Origin of the sequence: Limnohabitans sp. (assembly GCF_036804465.1) — a bacterium.
Lineage (GTDB): Bacteria > Pseudomonadota > Gammaproteobacteria > Burkholderiales > Burkholderiaceae_C > Limnohabitans.
Genome location: NZ_DAIRSK010000006.1, coordinates 81,574 through 99,225 on the forward strand (window position 1 = coordinate 81,574; position 17,652 = coordinate 99,225).

General features: G+C 56.7%; 18 protein-coding genes. 6 read left to right on the forward strand and 12 right to left on the reverse strand.

All coding sequences use genetic code 11. The features are described 5' to 3' along the window. Window positions 1–28: 28 nt before the first annotated feature. Window positions 29–2,404 carry a penicillin-binding protein 1A gene (locus V7Q41_RS04625; protein WP_333843402.1) on the forward strand — a complete coding sequence of 792 codons (2,376 nt, stop codon included), beginning with the start codon at window positions 29–31 and terminating at the stop codon, window positions 2,402–2,404. On the opposite strand, the gene cyaY is transcribed toward V7Q41_RS04625, so the two are convergent. Further along, window positions 2,394–2,729 (reverse strand): iron donor protein CyaY, encoded by a 336-nt coding sequence (cyaY, locus tag V7Q41_RS04630; protein ID WP_333843406.1) that lies wholly within the window; start codon window positions 2,727–2,729, stop codon window positions 2,394–2,396. The genes V7Q41_RS04625 and cyaY overlap by 11 nt on opposite strands. A 12-nt stretch (window positions 2,730–2,741) precedes the next feature. Between cyaY and lptM the strand changes: the two genes are divergently transcribed. Next, window positions 2,742–2,984: an LPS translocon maturation chaperone LptM gene (gene lptM, locus V7Q41_RS04635; protein WP_333843408.1), complete on the forward strand. Its 243-nt coding sequence runs from the start codon at window positions 2,742–2,744 to the stop codon at window positions 2,982–2,984. Window positions 2,985–3,002: 18 nt separating this feature from the next. Continuing rightward, window positions 3,003–4,280 (forward strand): diaminopimelate decarboxylase, encoded by a 1,278-nt coding sequence (lysA, locus tag V7Q41_RS04640; RefSeq protein WP_333843411.1) that lies wholly within the window; start codon window positions 3,003–3,005, stop codon window positions 4,278–4,280. A 124-nt stretch (window positions 4,281–4,404) separates the two neighbouring features. On the opposite strand, the gene V7Q41_RS04645 is transcribed toward lysA, so the two are convergent. From V7Q41_RS04645 to V7Q41_RS04655, 3 genes are all read right to left on the reverse strand, one after another. Continuing rightward, entirely contained in the window at window positions 4,405–5,034 is a 630-nt protein-coding gene (locus V7Q41_RS04645) for a sulfite oxidase heme-binding subunit YedZ (RefSeq protein WP_442918803.1), read from the reverse strand. A gap of 13 nt (window positions 5,035–5,047) precedes the next feature. Continuing rightward, the gene (msrP, locus tag V7Q41_RS04650; protein ID WP_333843416.1) at window positions 5,048–6,070 is read right to left on the reverse strand and encodes a protein-methionine-sulfoxide reductase catalytic subunit MsrP; all 1,023 of its coding nucleotides are present in this window, start codon (window positions 6,068–6,070) and stop codon (window positions 5,048–5,050) included. Window positions 6,071–6,209: 139 nt separating this feature from the next. Continuing rightward, the gene (locus V7Q41_RS04655; RefSeq protein ID WP_333843418.1) at window positions 6,210–6,863 is read right to left on the reverse strand and encodes a c-type cytochrome; all 654 of its coding nucleotides are present in this window, start codon (window positions 6,861–6,863) and stop codon (window positions 6,210–6,212) included. Between the two features lie 229 nt (window positions 6,864–7,092). Between V7Q41_RS04655 and yihA the strand changes: the two genes are divergently transcribed. Next, window positions 7,093–7,695, forward strand: a complete 603-nt coding sequence (yihA, locus tag V7Q41_RS04660; protein WP_333843541.1) for a ribosome biogenesis GTP-binding protein YihA/YsxC — start codon at window positions 7,093–7,095, stop codon at window positions 7,693–7,695. A gap of 27 nt (window positions 7,696–7,722) precedes the next feature. Here the strand turns inward: yihA and V7Q41_RS04665 are convergent, their stop codons facing one another. Then, window positions 7,723–8,589, reverse strand: coding sequence for a lysophospholipid acyltransferase family protein (locus tag V7Q41_RS04665; protein ID WP_333843419.1), 867 nt, complete (start codon window positions 8,587–8,589; stop codon window positions 7,723–7,725). Between the two features lie 2 nt (window positions 8,590–8,591). Continuing rightward, on the reverse strand, window positions 8,592–9,458 hold the full coding sequence (locus tag V7Q41_RS04670; RefSeq protein WP_333843421.1) for a lysophospholipid acyltransferase family protein: 867 nt from the start codon (window positions 9,456–9,458) through the stop codon (window positions 8,592–8,594). 193 nt (window positions 9,459–9,651) lie between these two features. On the opposite strand from V7Q41_RS04670, the gene metK reads away from it, so the two are divergent. Beyond that, on the forward strand, window positions 9,652–10,836 hold the full coding sequence (gene metK, locus V7Q41_RS04675) for a methionine adenosyltransferase (protein WP_333843424.1): 1,185 nt from the start codon (window positions 9,652–9,654) through the stop codon (window positions 10,834–10,836). A 268-nt stretch (window positions 10,837–11,104) separates the two neighbouring features. Here the strand turns inward: metK and V7Q41_RS04680 are convergent, their stop codons facing one another. Next, complete coding sequence (locus V7Q41_RS04680) at window positions 11,105–12,919, reverse strand: ABCB family ABC transporter ATP-binding protein/permease (RefSeq protein ID WP_333843426.1); 1,815 nt, start codon at window positions 12,917–12,919, stop codon at window positions 11,105–11,107. Window positions 12,920–12,957: 38 nt separating this feature from the next. Here V7Q41_RS04680 and V7Q41_RS04685 point away from each other — a divergent pair, with 38 nt between their 5' ends. Next, window positions 12,958–13,368: an acyl-CoA thioesterase gene (locus tag V7Q41_RS04685; protein WP_333843428.1), complete on the forward strand. Its 411-nt coding sequence runs from the start codon at window positions 12,958–12,960 to the stop codon at window positions 13,366–13,368. Between the two features lie 3 nt (window positions 13,369–13,371). On the opposite strand, the gene V7Q41_RS04690 is transcribed toward V7Q41_RS04685, so the two are convergent. From V7Q41_RS04690 to V7Q41_RS04710, 5 genes are read right to left on the reverse strand one after another with little or no spacing between them, the layout of a single operon-like run. After that, window positions 13,372–13,854 (reverse strand): thioesterase family protein, encoded by a 483-nt coding sequence (locus V7Q41_RS04690; RefSeq protein WP_333843430.1) that lies wholly within the window; start codon window positions 13,852–13,854, stop codon window positions 13,372–13,374. A gap of 12 nt (window positions 13,855–13,866) precedes the next feature. Continuing rightward, on the reverse strand, window positions 13,867–14,631 hold the full coding sequence (locus V7Q41_RS04695) for an enoyl-CoA hydratase (RefSeq protein ID WP_333843433.1): 765 nt from the start codon (window positions 14,629–14,631) through the stop codon (window positions 13,867–13,869). Between the two features lie 11 nt (window positions 14,632–14,642). Next, window positions 14,643–15,095 carry a DUF2147 domain-containing protein gene (locus V7Q41_RS04700; RefSeq protein ID WP_333843435.1) on the reverse strand — a complete coding sequence of 151 codons (453 nt, stop codon included), beginning with the start codon at window positions 15,093–15,095 and terminating at the stop codon, window positions 14,643–14,645. Between the two features lie 35 nt (window positions 15,096–15,130). After that, window positions 15,131–16,927 carry an acyl-CoA dehydrogenase C-terminal domain-containing protein gene (locus V7Q41_RS04705; protein WP_333843438.1) on the reverse strand — a complete coding sequence of 599 codons (1,797 nt, stop codon included), beginning with the start codon at window positions 16,925–16,927 and terminating at the stop codon, window positions 15,131–15,133. A gap of 12 nt (window positions 16,928–16,939) precedes the next feature. Then, window positions 16,940–17,626, reverse strand: a complete 687-nt coding sequence (locus V7Q41_RS04710; protein ID WP_333843440.1) for a TetR/AcrR family transcriptional regulator — start codon at window positions 17,624–17,626, stop codon at window positions 16,940–16,942. Window positions 17,627–17,652: the final 26 nt, after the last annotated feature.

Consider the following 17,652-nt stretch of genomic DNA (forward strand, 5'->3'; position numbering starts at 1 on the left):
AGGCGTGTTTTTATAATCCTTGTTACTTATGGCCAAAAACCACACCCCCGAAGGTTCGAAAGAACACGCCGCCGCACCTGCAGCGCCCAGCTCTTTACTGGGCTATGTCTTGCTATGGGCCTTTGGACTGGCGGCAGCAGGCGCAGTGATCATTGGCCTCCTGGTCGCCGTGGCGCTGGCCATGGCCTACCCCCAATTGCCCGACATTTCCGACTTGGCTGATTACCGACCCAAGTTGTCGATGCGCGTGTATTCGGTAGAGGGCACCCAAATTGGCGAATTCGGCGAAGAGCGACGCAACCTCACACCCTTCAAAGACATCCCAAAGGTCATGAAAGACGCGGTGCTGGCCATTGAAGACGCGCGCTTTTACCAACATGGCGGGGTGGACTACATCGGCCTGATGCGTGCGGCATTGGCCAACTTAGGACGGGCCAAAAGCCAGGGTGCTTCTACCATCACCATGCAGGTGGCGCGCAATGTGTACCTCACGTCTGAAAAAACCTTTACCCGCAAGATTTACGAAATTTTGCTCACCAGCAAACTTGAACACTTGCTCAGCAAAGACCAGATTTTTGAGATCTATCTGAACCAAATTTATTTGGGCAACCGGGCTTACGGCTTTGCCGCAGCGTCTGAGGCTTACTTTGGCAAACCCCTCAAAAATATCAGCATTGCCGAAGCGGCCATGTTGGCGGGCTTGCCCAAAGCGCCCTCGGCCTACAACCCCATCGTCAACCCCAAACGTGCCCGCTCACGCCAGCTCTACATCATTGAGCGCATGGAGGAAAACGGCTTCATCACCAAAGAACAAGCCATTGCCGCCAAGCAAGAGGAGTTGAAGATTCGCACTGCCACCAGCAGCCTCAACACACACGCTGACTTCGTGGCTGAGATGGCCCGTCAGCTCATGTTTGCGCAGTACGGCCCCGAGATCTATACACGCGGCTTGAACGTCTACACCACGATTCGCGCCAGCGACCAACAAGCGGCCTACTTTGCGCTGCGTCGCGGCATCATGGACTTTGAGCGCCGCCAACACTACCGCGGCCCTGAGCGTTTCATCACCTTGCCTGAAAAAGCAGCTGAGCTAGAAGACGCGATTGACGACGCCTTGATTGAGCAGGGCGACAAAGGCGATTTGCTGGCAGCCGTGGTGCTAGACGCCACCCCCAAAAAAGTGCGCGTGATGCGCCAAAACAGCGAAGTTCTGGAAATCACGGGCGAAGGTTTGCAGCCTGTGCAATCGGGCTTGTCAGACAAAGCCGCGCCCAACATCAAGCTACGCCCAGGCGCGCTGGTGCGCATCACCAAGACCGCCAAAGGCGGCTGGGAAATCACCCAACTGCCCGAAGTGGAAGGCGCGTTTGTATCCATCGACCCACGCGACGGTGCGATTCATGCGCTGGTGGGCGGCTTTGACTTCAACAAAAACAAATTCAACCACGTGACCCAAGCTTGGCGCCAACCGGGGTCAAGCTTCAAACCTTTCATTTATTCAGCCGCGCTAGAAAAAGGCTTCACGCCCATGACGGTGGTGAACGATGCGCCGCTGTTCTTTGATGCCAGCGTCACGGGTGGCCAACCGTGGGAGCCCAAAAACTACGACGGCACGTTTGAAGGTCCCATGAGCTTGCGCAAAGGTTTGGCCAAGTCGAAAAACATGGTGTCGATTCGCGTGTTGCAAGCGGTGGGCGCACAAAACGCGCAAGACTGGATTGCCCAGTTTGGCTTTGATGCTGAAAAACATCCGCCCTACCTGACCATGGCTTTGGGTGCTGGCTCGGTCACGCCACTGCAAATGGCGTCAGGCTATTCGGTGTTTGCCAATGGTGGCTACCGCGTGAACCCCTACCTCGTGACCAAGGTGACCGATCAAATGGGCAAGGTTTTGTCTGAGTTCACACCGCCCCCGCTGGAAGAATCAGCCCGCGCCATCGACGCACGCAACGCATTTGTGATGACCAGTTTGCTTCAAGAGGTCACCCGTTCAGGCACCGCTGCGCGCGCACAAGCCACCTTGAAGCGCAACGACATTTACGGCAAAACAGGTACCACCAACGATTCAATGGACGCTTGGTTTGCAGGCTATCACCCCACACTCACCGCCGTCACATGGATCGGCTACGACACACCGCGCAAGCTGGGCGACCGCGAAACGGGTGGCGGCTTGAGTCTGCCCGTGTGGATCAGCTACATGCAACACGCCTTGCAAAACGTGCCCGTGTCTGAGCCAGTACCGCCCGCAGGCCTGAGCCATGAAGGGGGCGATTGGGCGTATTCCGAATTCAGCCGTGGCGCAGGCGTGGGGAGTTTGGGGCTCGAGAGCCGATCAGGCAACGGCAGCGAACCACTGCCCGCCAACGACGAGAAGAAAAAGATTCTCGATTTATTTAGGAACTAGCATGAAAGCCCAACGCTAGCCCAGTTTGGGTGCTGGCGTCTTGGGACAGGCGTTCAAAAAATTCACCTTGGCCTTTGGTGTCGACCCATTGCAAGCCGTCAAACTTGAAGTGATAGCCCCCAGAGCGTGCCGCCAACCAGACCTCATGCAAGGGCTTTTGCAAGTTGATGATGATCTGGCTTTTGTTCTCAAATGTCAGCGTGATCATGCCACCCACGCGCTGGTTGTCGATGTCGGCCTCACCGTCGTCGTTGATGCGGTCGCAAGCCAACTCAACGGCTTTGAGCAGAAGTTCTGCATGGTCTAAGAATTCGAGATCGGTCATACAATTTGTGCCATGGGTATTGATAAAAAGATTCTAGTCAGAGGCTCGCACCTTGGTGCGACTGCGGCCTCTGCATTGAGCTTGGTGCTTGCTTTGTCAGCCTGCGGCCAAAAGGGCGCACTCTATATGCCCAACGACCCCGAGTTCAAACAACGCGCCACCTTGCCCGACATTGTGCGCCGTCAATTGCCTGGCACCGCAGCACCTCCTGCCTCACCTCCTGCCAATGCTGCGTCTGCTGCGACTGGCCGTTAATTCTTCAAGAACCGTCCAATGACACACACCACGCTTGCCGGCGCGCCCTTTGTGGCCACACAGAACAATGATTTGTATTTAGAAAACGTCAAGCTCGCCGACCTCGCCCATGTGCATGGCACGCCTTTGTTTGTGTACTCCAAAGCCGCCATGCTCAACGCCCTGGCCGCTTATCAACGCGGTTTCGCAGGCCGCAACGCCCGTATTTGCTACGCCATGAAAGCCAACTCGTCCTTGGCCGTGCTGCAAGTGTTTGCGCAAGCGGGTTGTGGTTTTGACATCGTCTCGGGTGGGGAGCTAGACCGCGTGATCGCTGCAGGTGGCGACGTCTCTCAAGTCATCTTCTCCGGTGTAGGTAAAACACGCGCCGAAATGCGCAAAGCTTTGGATGCGGGCATTGCCTGTTTCAACGTCGAGAGCGAAGCCGAACTCGAAGTGCTCAGCGATGTGGCACAAAGCATGGGCAAGCGCGCACCCATCAGCATCCGCGTCAACCCCAACGTAGATGCCAAAACCCATCCCTACATTTCCACGGGTCTCAAAGGCAACAAATTTGGCGTGGCACACGAGCGCGCTTTGGCCACCTACCAACGCGCTGCCAGCCTGCCGGGCTTGCAAGTCAAAGGCATTGACTGCCACATCGGTTCGCAAATTACTGACGCCACGCCCTACTTAGACGCGATGGACCGCGTGCTTGATTTGGTCGATGCCATTGAGGCCGCAGGCATTGCCATTCAACACATTGATTTTGGCGGCGGCCTAGGCATCAACTACAACGGCGACACGCCACCTGCTGCAGACGCGCTATGGGCACAACTCTTGGCCAAGCTCGATGCACGTGGCTACGGCCAGCGTCAGCTGATGATTGAACCCGGTCGCTCTCTTGTTGGCAATGCGGGCGTGTGCTTGACAGAGGTGCTTTATTTGAAGCCCGGCGAGCAAAAGAACTTTTGCATCGTCGACGCGGCCATGAATGACTTGCCGCGTCCTGCGATGTACGAAGCCTTCCACCAAATCGTGCCCTTGACGCCGCGTGCGGGTGAGGCGGTGGCGTACGACGTGGTGGGCCCTGTGTGCGAAAGCGGTGACTGGCTGGGTCGTGACCGCCAGCTCGCAGTGCAGACGGGCGATTTGTTGGCCGTGCTGTCGACCGGTGCGTATTGCGTGGCCATGTCTAGCAACTACAACACGCGCGGGCGGGCGGCTGAGGTTTTGGTGGACGGGGACAAGGCGCATGTGATTCGACGCCGTGAGACGGTGGCGGATCTGATGGCGTGTGAGTCTTTGGTTTCTTAAGCTTTTGCTTTCGTGGCGCTTTGCTTTCGCTGCGCTTTGCTTTCGCTGCGCCGCGGCGATTAGCCAGCCCCTGACGATTTCTGGTACCCCAGCATGAGAAAGGGGCCGCACACCCGTAGCCGCATCAGCGAGTGAAACCAACCGAGCGCAACAAACGACGCCACAAAGAAGAGTGGAAAACCCGCCAAGCCAGCAAAACAAACAAAACAGCGGCATAAACAAACACCTCTGCAAAGTCACTCTTGCCCGCCCGCATCCAAAAAAAGTGCAACACCGCTAGCAAAGCCACCGCATACACCAGCCGGTGCAACGCCTGCCAACGCTTGGCCCCTAGCCAACGAATCGCGCGGTGAAATGAAGTCAAGGCCAAAGGCGTGAGCAACACACACGCAGTGAAACCCACCAAGATAAACGGGCGCTTCGCAATATCCGTCGCAATGTCGCCCCACTCAAACCCCATATCCAACCAGCTGTAACAAAGCAAATGCAGCACCACATAAAAGTAGGTGAACAAGCCCAGCATGCGCCGAAAGCGAAGCAGCTCTGGCAACCCCAACATCACACGCAACGGCGTCACCGCCAAGGTGATGCACAACAGGCGCAGCGTCCAATCGCCGCTGGCGCGAATCAAATACTCCGCGGGGTTCGCACCCAAGGCATCATTGGCAGCGCCCCACACCAACCAAACAAAAGGCGCAAGAGCCAACAGCCACAGCGCAAGCTTGGCACCGCCATGTTGCAAAGCATTGCGCAGGGCGGCATTCACCTCAATAAAACTTACTCAGGTCCATGCCTGCATACAGCTGACCTACTTGGGCCTCATAGCCATTGAACATCAAGGTCTTGCGCTTTTTGGCGAACAAGCCATCTTCGCCAATGCGCCGCTCCGTGGCTTGGCTCCATCGCGGGTGGCTGACGTTTGGGTTGACGTTGGAGAAAAAGCCATACTCTTGAGGCGCTGAGCGACCCCACGAGTTAACAGGTTGCTTTTCGACAAAGCGAATCTTCACCAAGCTCTTGGCGCTTTTGAACCCGTATTTCCACGGCACGACCAAGCGCACAGGCGCGCCGTTTTGATTGGGCAGCACTTCGCCATACATGCCAAAGCTCAAAAGCGTGAGCGGGTGCATGGCCTCGTCCATGCGCAGGCCCTCGACATAAGGCCAATCGAGCACCCGCGAGCGCACGCCGGGCATGGTTTTGGGGTCCGCCAACGTGTAGAACTCCACAAACTTCGCACTGCCCAAAGGCTCCACGCGTTTGATGAGTTCAGCCAAGGAATAGCCCACCCAAGGAATCACCATCGACCAGCCCTCCACACAACGCATGCGGTAGATGCGCTCTTCCATCGGGCTGAGTTTGAGCAAGGCATCGAGATCCAAACGGCCTGGTTTATTCACAAGGCCTTCGATGTCCACCGTCCAGGGTTTGATCGGCAAGGTGTGTGCGTATTTGGCGGGGTCTGATTTGTCGGTGCCAAATTCGTAAAAATTGTTGTAGGTGCTGGCGTCGGTGTAGCTGGTGATTTTTTCCATGGTGTTGGAGCCGCTCACACGGCTCACCGCACCCGTCAAAAGGGCCAACTTGCCTGGACGCACCACGGCTTCGCTGGCTGTTTGAGCCCAAGCCCCACGTGAAGCCCAAGCAGCCATTGACAAGCCCGCTGCACCAGCGGCCATGTGCTTGAGCCAGTCGCGGCGCTGGGCGTAGGCCACTGGCGGCGTGATCTCGCTGCTCACAGGGTGAACAAAGCCCGAGTCATGGTTGTTCGAAAATTGCGGGGATGGCACAACGACTCTCCTTGAACGACGAAGTTTGCTGATTGTGAGGCAAAGTCAATTCCCCCCGCCCATTGGCCCAAACCCATGCAGCAGACAACAAAAAAGCTGGCACATGGCCAGCTTTGGATCATCAAGTGTGGGGCTGGGATTAACGCAAGCCAGCGATGTAGTCAGACACAGCTTTGATTTCGCGGTCATTCAATTTGGAAGCCACACCGCTCATCTGAGCATTGTTGCCACGGCCCACGTTTTGACCCGCGCCTTTGTTGGCGTGCTCACGGAAAGCACTCAACTGAGCCATGGTGTAGTCGGCATGTTGGCCAGACAAACGTGGGTACTGAGAGGGAATACCAGCGCCTGTTGGGCTGTGGCAGCCAGCACAAGCCGCTATTTGACGCTCGGCCACGCCACCGCGGTAAATGCGCTCACCCAATGCCACCAAATCTTTTTCTTTGGCAAAGTTGGGCTTGGCCTCTTTGGTGGCCAACCAAGCGGCGACGTTCTTCATGTCTGCCTCAGACAAACCTGCAGCCATGCCGCTCATGATGGCGTTGGCGCGTTTGCCTGATTTGTACTCTTGCAACTGCTTGACCAAATATTCGGGATGCTGTTGTGCCAGCTTAGGGTTGGCAGGTGAGCCAGAGTTGCCGTCTGCACCATGGCAAGACGCGCAAATCGCTGTGAAAGTGGCTTCACCTTTTGCCAAATCGGCCTTGGCAGCAGGTGCTGGAGGCTGAGCGGCGGTTGACAAGACGGGGGCTACCAAGGCGGCAGCAATGAGCAAAGAGGCAATCAGCTTCATAAGTGTTCTTTGGTTAAAAAGGTCTCAAAGACGGCGAAAAACTTGGCTGATTCTACAATGCCGCATGAATCAGCCCCACCCACACGACACACATCCCCCTATAGACAACCCTGAGACGCCCGAAATCAAGGTCTTGAATGCTGAATTTCAAGCCCAACGCGAAGCCGAGCTGGCAGCTGCCAAAGAGGCCTTTGACCTGCTAAGCCCATCCGAACAAGCCAAATACGCCATGGGTTGGCTTCATACCGCGCGCTTTTTGACCACCGCCGCCCAGCTCCACCACTTGCCCACCTACGATCTGCCCGAAATTGCGTTTGTGGGACGCTCGAATGCGGGCAAATCCACTTGCATCAACGTGTTGACCCAGCAAAAACGCTTGGCCTACGCCTCTAAAACACCCGGCCGCACGCAGCACATCAACTTGTTTGCCATGGGCAGGCATGGCAAGACAGACGCGGTACTGGCCGACTTACCGGGCTACGGCTACGCCGCTGTGCCCAAACAAGACAAGATTCGTTGGCAACAAGTGATGGCCAACTATTTGCTCACCCGCCCCAACCTTCGCGCAGTGGTGCTGATGTGCGACCCCCGTCACGGACTCACCGAATTGGACGAAATTTTGTTGGACGTGATTCGCCCGCGCGTGGCAGAAGGCATGAAGTTTTTGGTGCTACTGACCAAGGCTGACAAGCTCAACAAAACAGATGGTGCGAAAGCTCTGCAAATCACCAAACTGCAAGCCGGCGGTGGTGAAGTACGCTTGTTCTCGGCGCTCAAAAAGCAGGGCGTGGATGAAGTGGCTGCCACCTTGTATCAATGGATGCACCCTTGAATTGCAGCGGGGTTTTGGCTTGACGCGTTAGTAAATTTCAGCCGCACCCACTGGACGTGTTTTGAAGCGCTTGTGCACCCAAAAATACTGAGCTGGCATGGTGTTGATGAACACCTCTAAGCGCTGGTTCATGGTGGCAGTATCGGCCAGGGCATCGTCCGTTGGGAAGTCATGCCAAGCGGGATGCACCACCACCTCGTAGCCTGTATCGGTCATGCGTGTGATGACGGGCACCACGCGGGCTCGACCTAGCTTGGCAAAGCGCGACAACGACGGCACAGTGGCCGCTGGCTCGCCAAAGAACGGCACAAAAATAGACTCGTTCGCGCCAAAATTCATATCGGGCAACAAATACAGCAGTTGGTTCTGACGCAAGGCGGCAAGAATGGGTTTGACCCCATCCTCGCGACGAAACAAACGCACCTGACCAAAGCGCTCCCGGCCTTTGGCCACCCACGCATCCACGGCGGCATTTGACTGCGGTGTGAAGATGGTGGTGAAGTGCAAGGGCAGACGCATGGTGAGCGCAGTCCAGCCTACATCCAAGCCCATGAAATGCGGTGCAAACAGCACGGTGGGTGTCGCCTCTGACAAAGCGCTCACCTCGCCAGAGATCTGTATGCGCGACCGAATGCACGCCGCGCTGCGATGCCAAAGCCAACTGCGGTCCAACCAAGCTTGCGCGAAATACACAAAGGTTTGGCGCATCAAAGCGTCGCGCTCGGCATCACTCCAACCAGAAAAGCAAACGCGAAGATTGGCTTGCACCACGCGGCGGCGTGAAGGAATCGCAAACACCAACAATGCGCCCAAGCCAGCCCCCAAAGCGCGCAACCATGACAAGGGCAAATAACCCAAACCACGCAGCAAAAACAAGCCCCACTTGCTGAACATGGCTAGCTCTCCGCCCGCGGCTGCTTGTCGCGGGCGTAGCCCCACAGGTATTGGCCAGGCGCCTCGCGCACCATGGCTTCCACACCGCGGTTCACGGCAGCGGCGGCATCTAGGGGCGACACCGTGGCGTCTTTCATCTCAGGCGCATCAAAGGGGCGCATGTGCATGCAAAAACCTTGGCCCGAGGGCAAGCGTTCGCACCACGTCATGATGACTTGCGCACCGGTTTGTTGCGCCAACTTGGCGAGCAAGGTCATGGTGTAGACATCTCGCCCAAAAAACGGCGCCCACACACCTTGACCCAGCGGCGGCACTTGGTCGGGCAAGATGGCCGTGTAGCCACCGCTGCGAAGCGTGCGAATAAGCGTTCGCACCCCTGCCAGCGAAGTGGGCGCTGAATCAAGATAAGGTCGGGTGCGTGCATTGGCCACCAAGGGCTCTAGCCACGCTTGGCGAGCAGGACGAAAGAGCGCAACCATCGCGCCATGCTTGGGGCCAAACTTTTCGGCAATGGCTTGTGCGCCTATCTCCCACGCCCCCAAATGCGGCGACATGATGATGGCACCCTTGCCCACTTGCATGGCGGCTTCAAAGTGCTCGGCGCCGTCCCATCTCACCAAACCATCCAACTTGGTGCGGTGAGGACGCATCCACACCCAAGGCAGCTCGGCCACCATCGCGCCAATGGCGGCCACTGCAGGTCGGGCATCAGACCACGCCACGCCTGCAGCTTGCACATTGGCTTTGAAATGACGTCTATAACTGGGCGACAACCACCACACACACCAACCTAGCCCAGCGCCAAGCCGCTGCATCCAAGGCAGAGGGATGCGGGCAAGCAACTGAAAGAGGGGGGGGACGAAAGACATGAACTTTTTACTAACTTTGATAACTCCACTAGAATCACGATTGTCGCCGAGTTAAAGAACTACTTGCAGGGCGACAACACACTGCGGTGTGTGGGCTCGGAGCAATCTGGCCACTCTGCTAAAGCGTTCGCTGGGCTCCAAGTTTTCAGGGTCGGCAACGCCGAACACCCTATCGAAAACAAGGAGCTTTTTTATGTCCAGCAATTACCTCTTCACCTCTGAATCCGTCTCAGAAGGCCACCCTGACAAGGTGGCTGACCAAATCTCTGACGCGATCTTGGACGCCATCTTCGCGCAAGACCCACGTTCACGCGTGGCGGCCGAAACCCTGACCAATACTGGTCTGGTGGTGTTGGCCGGTGAGATCACCACCAACGCGCATGTGGACTACATCCAAGTCGCACGTGACACCATCAAGCGCATCGGTTATGACAACACCGAGTACGGCATCGACTACAAAGGTTGTGCAGTCATGGTTTGTTACGACAAGCAATCCAACGACATTGCCCAAGGCGTTGACCATGCATCTGACGACCATCTCAACATCGGCGCGGGTGACCAGGGCCTGATGTTTGGCTACGCTTGCAGCGAAACACCAGAGCTCATGCCAGCCCCCATCTATTACGCCCACCGTTTGGTCGAGCGCCAAGCCCAGTTGCGCAAAGACGGCCGCCTGCCCTTCTTGCGTCCTGACGCCAAGAGCCAAGTGACCATGCGCTATGTGGACGGCAAGCCGCACAGCATTGACACCGTGGTGTTGTCCACCCAACACAGCCCTGACCAAAGCGAATCCGCCACCAAGATGAAGGCCAGCTTCAACGAAGCCATCATTGAAGAACTCATCAAGCCGGTGTTGCCCAAAGCGTGGTTGCAAGACACCACGTATTTGATCAACCCCACTGGCCGTTTCGTCATCGGCGGCCCACAAGGCGACTGCGGTTTGACGGGTCGCAAAATCATTGTGGACACGTACGGCGGCGCATGCCCCCACGGTGGTGGCGCGTTCTCTGGCAAAGACCCCTCCAAGGTAGACCGCTCAGCGGCTTATGCGGCTCGCTACGTGGCCAAAAACATCGTGGCTGCAGGCTTGGCCACGAAGTGCCAAATTCAAGTGGCGTACGCCATCGGCGTGGCACGCCCCATGAACATCACCGTGAACACCGAAGGCACGGGCGTGATTGCTGACGACAAAATCGCCGCGTTGGTCGCCGAGCACTTTGACCTGCGCCCCAAGGGCATCATCCAAATGCTCGACTTGCTGCGCCCCATCTACAGCAAAACCGCGGCCTATGGTCACTTTGGTCGTGAAGAGCCAGAGTTCACGTGGGAGCGTACCGATAAGGCTGCTGCATTGAAGGCGGCTGCTGGTGTGAAGTAAACGCTTTTTTGCTTTTTTAGCTTAAAGGGCCTCTTGTTTTGACGAGAGGCCCTTTTTGTTTGCGTCTTTGTCTTCGGTCCTCGGGGATGCGAGTTGTTGTTCAAAAAACTTCACGCAAGAAGTGATTGCGTTTAGCCGCGCACGCCTTTAGAAGCTTGGGTGGCGTAGCCCAATAAGGCGCCATTCGTCGCGTAGCGATGTAAGCCGTTTGGGGTGCGCCACCCAAGCTTCGCCGCAACGACGACGAAGCAAAAAGACGAAAGAAACGTCAACCCTCCGAAGACTGCTGCAACGCCCACATCTGCGCATACCGACCATTCATCGCTAACAGCGCCACATGTGAACCCCGCTCCACAATGCGCCCCGCATCGAGCACCAAAATCTCATGCGCATCCACCACCGTCGACAAACGGTGTGCAATCACCAAGGTGGTCTTGTTCTGCGCAGCGCTTTGCAACTCCGCTTGAATCGCTCGCTCATTCGCGCTGTCGAGCGCCGAGGTGGCCTCGTCAAAAATCACAATCGGCGGGTTTTTCAACAAGGTGCGTGCAATCGCCACGCGCTGTTTTTCGCCGCCCGACAACTTCAAGCCACGCTCGCCCACCATGGTGTCGTAGCCCTTGGGTGTGGAAGAGATGAAATCGTGAATGTGCGCAGCGCGTGCCGCTTGCTCCACCTCGGCTTCGGTCGCGTCGGTGCGACCGTAGGCAATGTTGTAGCGCACGGTGTCGTTGAACAGCACGGTATCTTGCGGCACGATGCCCATGGCACGGCGCACGCTGCTTTGGGTCACTTGGCGAATGTCTTGTCCATCGATGGTGATCGCGCCACTGCCCACGTCGTAGAAGCGAAACAGCAAACGTGCCAAGGTGGATTTGCCAGACCCCGAAGGCCCCACCACCGCCACGGTTTTGCCCGCTGGAATTTCAAAGCTGATGCCATGCAAGATGGGTCGTGCGGCTTCATAGGCAAACACCACGGATTCAAACTTCACCGTCGGTGGCCCGCTCAATTGAAGGACAGATGCATTGTCCGCATCAGCCACTTCACGTTCTTTTTCAAGCAAGGTGAACATGCGGTCTAAGTCCGTCAGGCTTTGCTTGATTTCGCGGTACAGCACACCCAAAAAGTTGAGCGGAATGTAGAGCTGAATCATGAAGGCGTTGATCATCACCAAGTCACCTAAGGTCATGCGCCCATCCACCACGCCTTGTGTGGCGCGCCACAGCATACCCACCAAGGCCACAGCGATGATGAGCTGCTGACCCGTGTTGAGCAAGGACAACGAGGTTTGCGCTTTCAAGCGTGCCCGGCGCAAGGCTTCCAGGCTTTTGTCGTAGCGCGCAGCTTCAAAGGCCTCGTTGTTGAAGTACTTCACCGTTTCATAGTTGAGCAAAGAATCTACAGCTTTGGTGTGGGCGGCTGAATCAAATTCATTGGCTTGACGGCGGTACTGCGTGCGCCACTCTGTCACGCTGATCGTGAAGATGATGTACAGCGCCAGCGCGACCAGGGTAATGCCAGCAAACCACACATCAAACTTCACCGCCAAAATACTCAACACCAAGGCCACCTCAATGAGGGTAGGCACCACGCTGTAGAGCGAATAAGAAATGAGCGACTCAATGCCTCGCACGCCCCGCTCAATGTCGCGGGTCATGCCACCGGTTTGACGCTCTAAGTGAAAACGCAGGCTTAGACCATGCAAGTGCTGAAATGTTTCCAAGGCAATTTGCCTAGCAGCTCCCTGTGTGGCTTTGGCAAACACCAATTCGCGCAACTCGGTAAACGCAGACACAGACAAACGAAGCACGCCATAGACAAACAACAAAGACACGGGCACCACGATGACCGCCATTGGGTCGTTGGGCTTGAACGACATGGCATCAATCAACTCTTTGAGTAACAAAGGCACACTCACGTTCGCCACCTTCGCGCCCACCATGAAAGTCAATGCAGCCAACACCCGCCATTTGTATTGCCACAAATACGGCAAGAGACGTTGAATGGTTTCACTGTCGGGGCGTTGTTGCGGAGGCTGCCCAGCAGGCATGGGCTCAGAAGTATGGGCGTGATGACGCATGTTGCACAATGCCAAATAGTAATTCTTCGATTGTGCCTATGTCCAACCCCCAGAAATCTCCCCCAGTCACCCTGCCAGTCGATCAAGAGTTGGTGTTGAAAGTGATCCCCATGCCTGGCGATTGCAACCAAAACGGGGATATTTTTGGGGGCTGGGTCATGGCACAGGTGGACTTGGCCGGTGCGGTGCTGCCGGCGCGTTATGTGCGAGGCCGCATGGCCACGGTGGCAGCCAATGAATTTGTCTTCAAACACCCCGTCAAAGTGGGAGATGTCTTGAGTTTTTTCTCGCGTGTACAGCGCATTGGCAACACCTCCATCAGCGTGAAGGTGGAAGTGTTTGCCGAGCGATTGATCGCACAAGGGCAATACATCAAAGTGACCGAAGCCACCCTGACCTACGTGGCCATTGATGAAGCGGGCAAGCCCCGCGCCATCCCAAAAGACTGAACCTCAAGAGACGATATAGGCGCCCGTGCCGGTGGACATCAGCGTGCCATCTGGACCGCGAAACTCCATGCGCGAAGTACCCACGCGCGTTCCCACACGCAAAGCGTTGGCATGGATGGTGAAGTACTCCCCAATGCCGGGGCGCAAATAGTCCACTCGCAAGTCAATCGTGCCCAGCTTGGCAAAGCGTTCTAAACGTAGTGCAGGGGGCTCTTTCATGTGCTTGGCAGCCAAGCAGGCCATCACGGCCGCACTGCCAATGGCATCCAGCACCGCACTGATGACGCCGCCATGAATGCGGTTGTAAGCGTAGTGCCCAACGAGCTCTGGGCGCATGTCGATGCGTGCCACCACTTCGTCAGGCGTGACGCGCACGAGCTTCAAGCCCAGTGTCTGGTTGAACACCACTTTCTCTTCGTAGATTTCCCGAAAGCCTTCAAGATACTCAGGCTCAAACACGACAAGGCTTGGGTTGGGTTGGGTCATGCCTTGTCGCTCTCAGAGCTGAGAGAAATCAGGCTTGCGCTTTTCCATGAACGCGCCAAACGCTTCTTTGGCGGCGGGCTCGTTCAGCATGCGGCCAAACGATGCGGCCTCTTCGTTCATTTGTTGTTGCACCAGCGCAGCCTGACCGGCTTTCATCAAACGCTTGGTTTCCAGCAGCGACGACAACGGTTTGGCCGCCAACTTACGAGCTTGCACTTGCACGTAGCTGTTCACCTCCGTGGGCGGCAACACGCGGTTGACCAAGCCAATTTCCAAAGCAGCTTCGGCCATGAAGGGCTCGCCCAACAACAAGGCTTCTGCAGCGCGGTGGTAGCCCATCATTTGCGGGGCCAACAAACTCGATGCGGCTTCGGGGCACACACCCAGGTTGACAAACGGCATGGCAAACGCCGCGTTGTCGCCCGCATAAACCAAGTCGCAATGAAACAGCAGCGTGGTGCCAATACCCACGGCAGGCCCCGCCACTGCAGCCAACACGGGCTTGGGAAACGCCGCAATGCTGCGCAGCAAACGAAACACGGGCGCGTCTGCTGATGAGGGCGGATTGCTCAAAAAATCTGCAATGTCGTTGCCCGCACAAAACACGGTTTCGTGACCTTGGAACACCAGCACACGCACCTCTGGGTTGCGCTCAGCTTGCGCCACAGCATCGGCCAAGGCGTTGTACATCGCCGCGGTTAAAGCGTTCTTTTTGTCGACGCGGTTGAACGTCAAGGTCATCACACCCGAGTCGATGTGGCTCAAAATTTCTGTCATAACTTTCCTAATTACTGCGCACGCAGCCAAGTTTGGGTGCGGTAAAACGGTCCGATGTAGCCGCGCACTTGCAGCTTTTTACCGCCCTCTTGCGGCACCAGTTTGACGGTGTATTCCTTGCCGTTTTCTGGGTCCAAGATTTTGCCGCCACTGGCCCACAGGTTCTCACCCGATGCATCAGGTTTGACGCCACGCACAATTTCCATACCGATGATGGCTTGACCCTTGCGGTCGTCTTTGCATTCGTCGCAGGTTTTCTTGGCATTGGGGTCGTTGCGCAGCGACTTGACGACGCGCCCGCTGAGCGCACCGTCTTTGTCGATGATTTGAATTTCGGCTTTGGCCTCGCCTGTTTTATCGTCAATCGAATGCCAAGTGCCCACAGGCGTCATTTGCGCAAAGCTGCTGCCTGCAGACAACAGGGCCAAGCCCACGAGGATTTTGAAAAAGTGTGTGTGTGTCATGGTTTGAATTTACTCGAATTAAATGACGATGCAACTCATGCAAACACCGCCTCTGTCTCCATCAGCACAGCCGCACCGGCGCGAGCGGTGATCATGAGCGAGGCGGTTTCTGGAAACAGCTTGGCAAAGTAAAAACGTGCGGTCTGCAGCTTGGCTTGGTAGAAGGGGTCACGGTCCCCTTGTGCCATCTTTTGCAACGCCACTTTGGCCATGCGCGCCCAAAAGTAGCCAAACACCAAATGGCCCGCCACGCGCAAATAGTCCACCGCAGCAGCCCCCACCTCGTCTGCGTTTTCTAGGGCTTTGTAGCCGATCTCGCCAGTGAACTGCGTCATTTGCTGGCCCAACTTGGCCAAGGGGTTGATGAATTCGGCCATGTCCTCATCGCCCTGGGCATCGGCCACCAGCTCGGCAATGAGCTTGCCAAACTTCTTCAGTGACGCGCCTTGGTTACCCAGCACCTTTCGTCCCAGCAAGTCCAAGCTTTGGATGGTGTTGGTGCCTTCGTAAATCATGTTGATGCGCGCATCGCGCACATATTGCTCCATGCCCCATTCGCGAATAAAGCCATGACCGCCAAACACCTGCATACACGACGACGTAGCCGTCCATGCGTTGTCGGTGATAAAGGCTTTCACGATGGGCGTGAGCAAGGCCACTTGTTCAGCCGATTCGGCACGCACCGCTTCGTCGGGGTGACTGAGCTCGCGGTCAATCAGCACAGCACAATGCAAAGCCAGCGCGCGACCGCCCTCTGCGTAGGCCTTGGCTGTGAGCAGCATCTTGCGCACATCGGGGTGCACCAAAATGCTGTCAGCAGCTTGACTGGGGTCTTTGACGCCCGTCAGGCTGCGCGACTGGATGCGATCTTTGGCATAGGCCACTGCGTTTTGGTACGCCACTTCGGTCAGGCCCAACGATTGCATGCCCACGCCCACGCGGGCGGCGTTCATCATCACAAACATGGCCGCCAAACCTTTGTTGGCTTGACCCACCATCGTGGCCACTGCGCCGTCCAACACCATTTGGCAGGTGGCGTTGCCGTGAATGCCCATCTTGTGCTCTAAGCCGCCACAAAAAATACCGTTGCGCTCGCCAAGGCTGCCGTCGGCGTTGACATGAAACTTGGGCACCACAAACAAGCTGATGCCTTTGCTGCCCGCAGGCGCATCGGGCAAACGCGCCAACACCAAGTGCACGATGTTGCTGACCAGGTCGTGCTCGCCCGCACTGATGAAGATTTTGTTGCCCGTGATGCGGTAAGTGCCATCGGCTTGAGGCTCGGCCTTGGTGCGCAACAGGCCCAGATCGGTGCCGCAATGCGGCTCGGTCAAACACATGGTGCCCGTCCACTCGCCGCTGGTGAGCTTGGGCAAGTACAACGCTTTTTGCGCGTCGCTGCCGTGTGCGTGCAAGGCCTCATAAGCGCCGTGGGTGAGGCCGGGGTACATGGTCCACGCTTGGTTGGCGCTGTTGAGCATTTCATAAAAACACTGGTTCACCACCACGGGCAAGCCTTGACCACCATAAGCAGGATCTGCACTCAAGGCGGGCCAGCCGCCTTGGACGTATTGCGCATAGGCGGCCTTGAAGCCATCTGGCGTTTTGACCTCGTGCGTGTCGCGGTTGAGCGTGCAGCCTTGTTCGTCTCCCACTTGGTTGAGCGGGAAGATCACCTCCGTCGCAAACTTGCCGCCCTCTTCTAGCACCGCCGACATCGTGTCAGCATCCAGGTCCGCGTGCTTGGGCATTTGCTTGAAGTCATCGGTGACGTGCATCACTTCGTGCAGCACAAATTGCATATCGCGCAGAGGTGGGGTGTAGCTAGGCATGTCTGTAACTCCTTACTTTTTGGCTGAATTGGTGCGCTTAAGGCTTGCTGCAATGGCGGGTACAACATCGCTTGCGCCATAGCGCAGCAAGATGTTTTCAAAACCTTGGGTGGTGCGTGACAGCGATTTGGACGAACGCAAAAACCGTGCTTCGTACTGCAAAGCCAAAATGAGGCCGTGCAACTCAAACACCATTTGCTCCGCGTCTGTGCCTGCGGCCAAATGGCCCTCTTCGCACGCTTGCACCACGGTGCGATGCACAGCAGCCAACCAAGTTTTGACCGAGCTCGACAGTGCATCACGCACAGGGCCGGGACGGTCATCAAACTCGGCGGCACCGCTGATGTACAGACACCCTGAATCAATCTCAGCAGAGGTGCGCTTGGTCCAGTTGGCAAACAACTGGCGCAAACGTGGCAAGCCACGCTGGGCTTGCAAAATGGGCAAAAACACCTCGGCTTCAAAGCGCGCGTGGTATTCGCGCACCACCGATATTTGCAGCTCTTCACGTGAACCAAAGTGCGCAAACACACCCGACTTGCTCATGCGCGCCACTTCGGCCAAGGCGCCAATGCTCAAGCCTTCCAAGCCAATTTGTGTGGCCAAGCCCAAAGCGGCGTCCACAATGGCGGCTTTGGTTTGCTGGCCTTTTTGCAGAGCCTTGTGTTCGGGGGCTTCGGTTTTGCGCGTGGCGGTCATGCGAAATTTCAAAGAAGTATTTATAA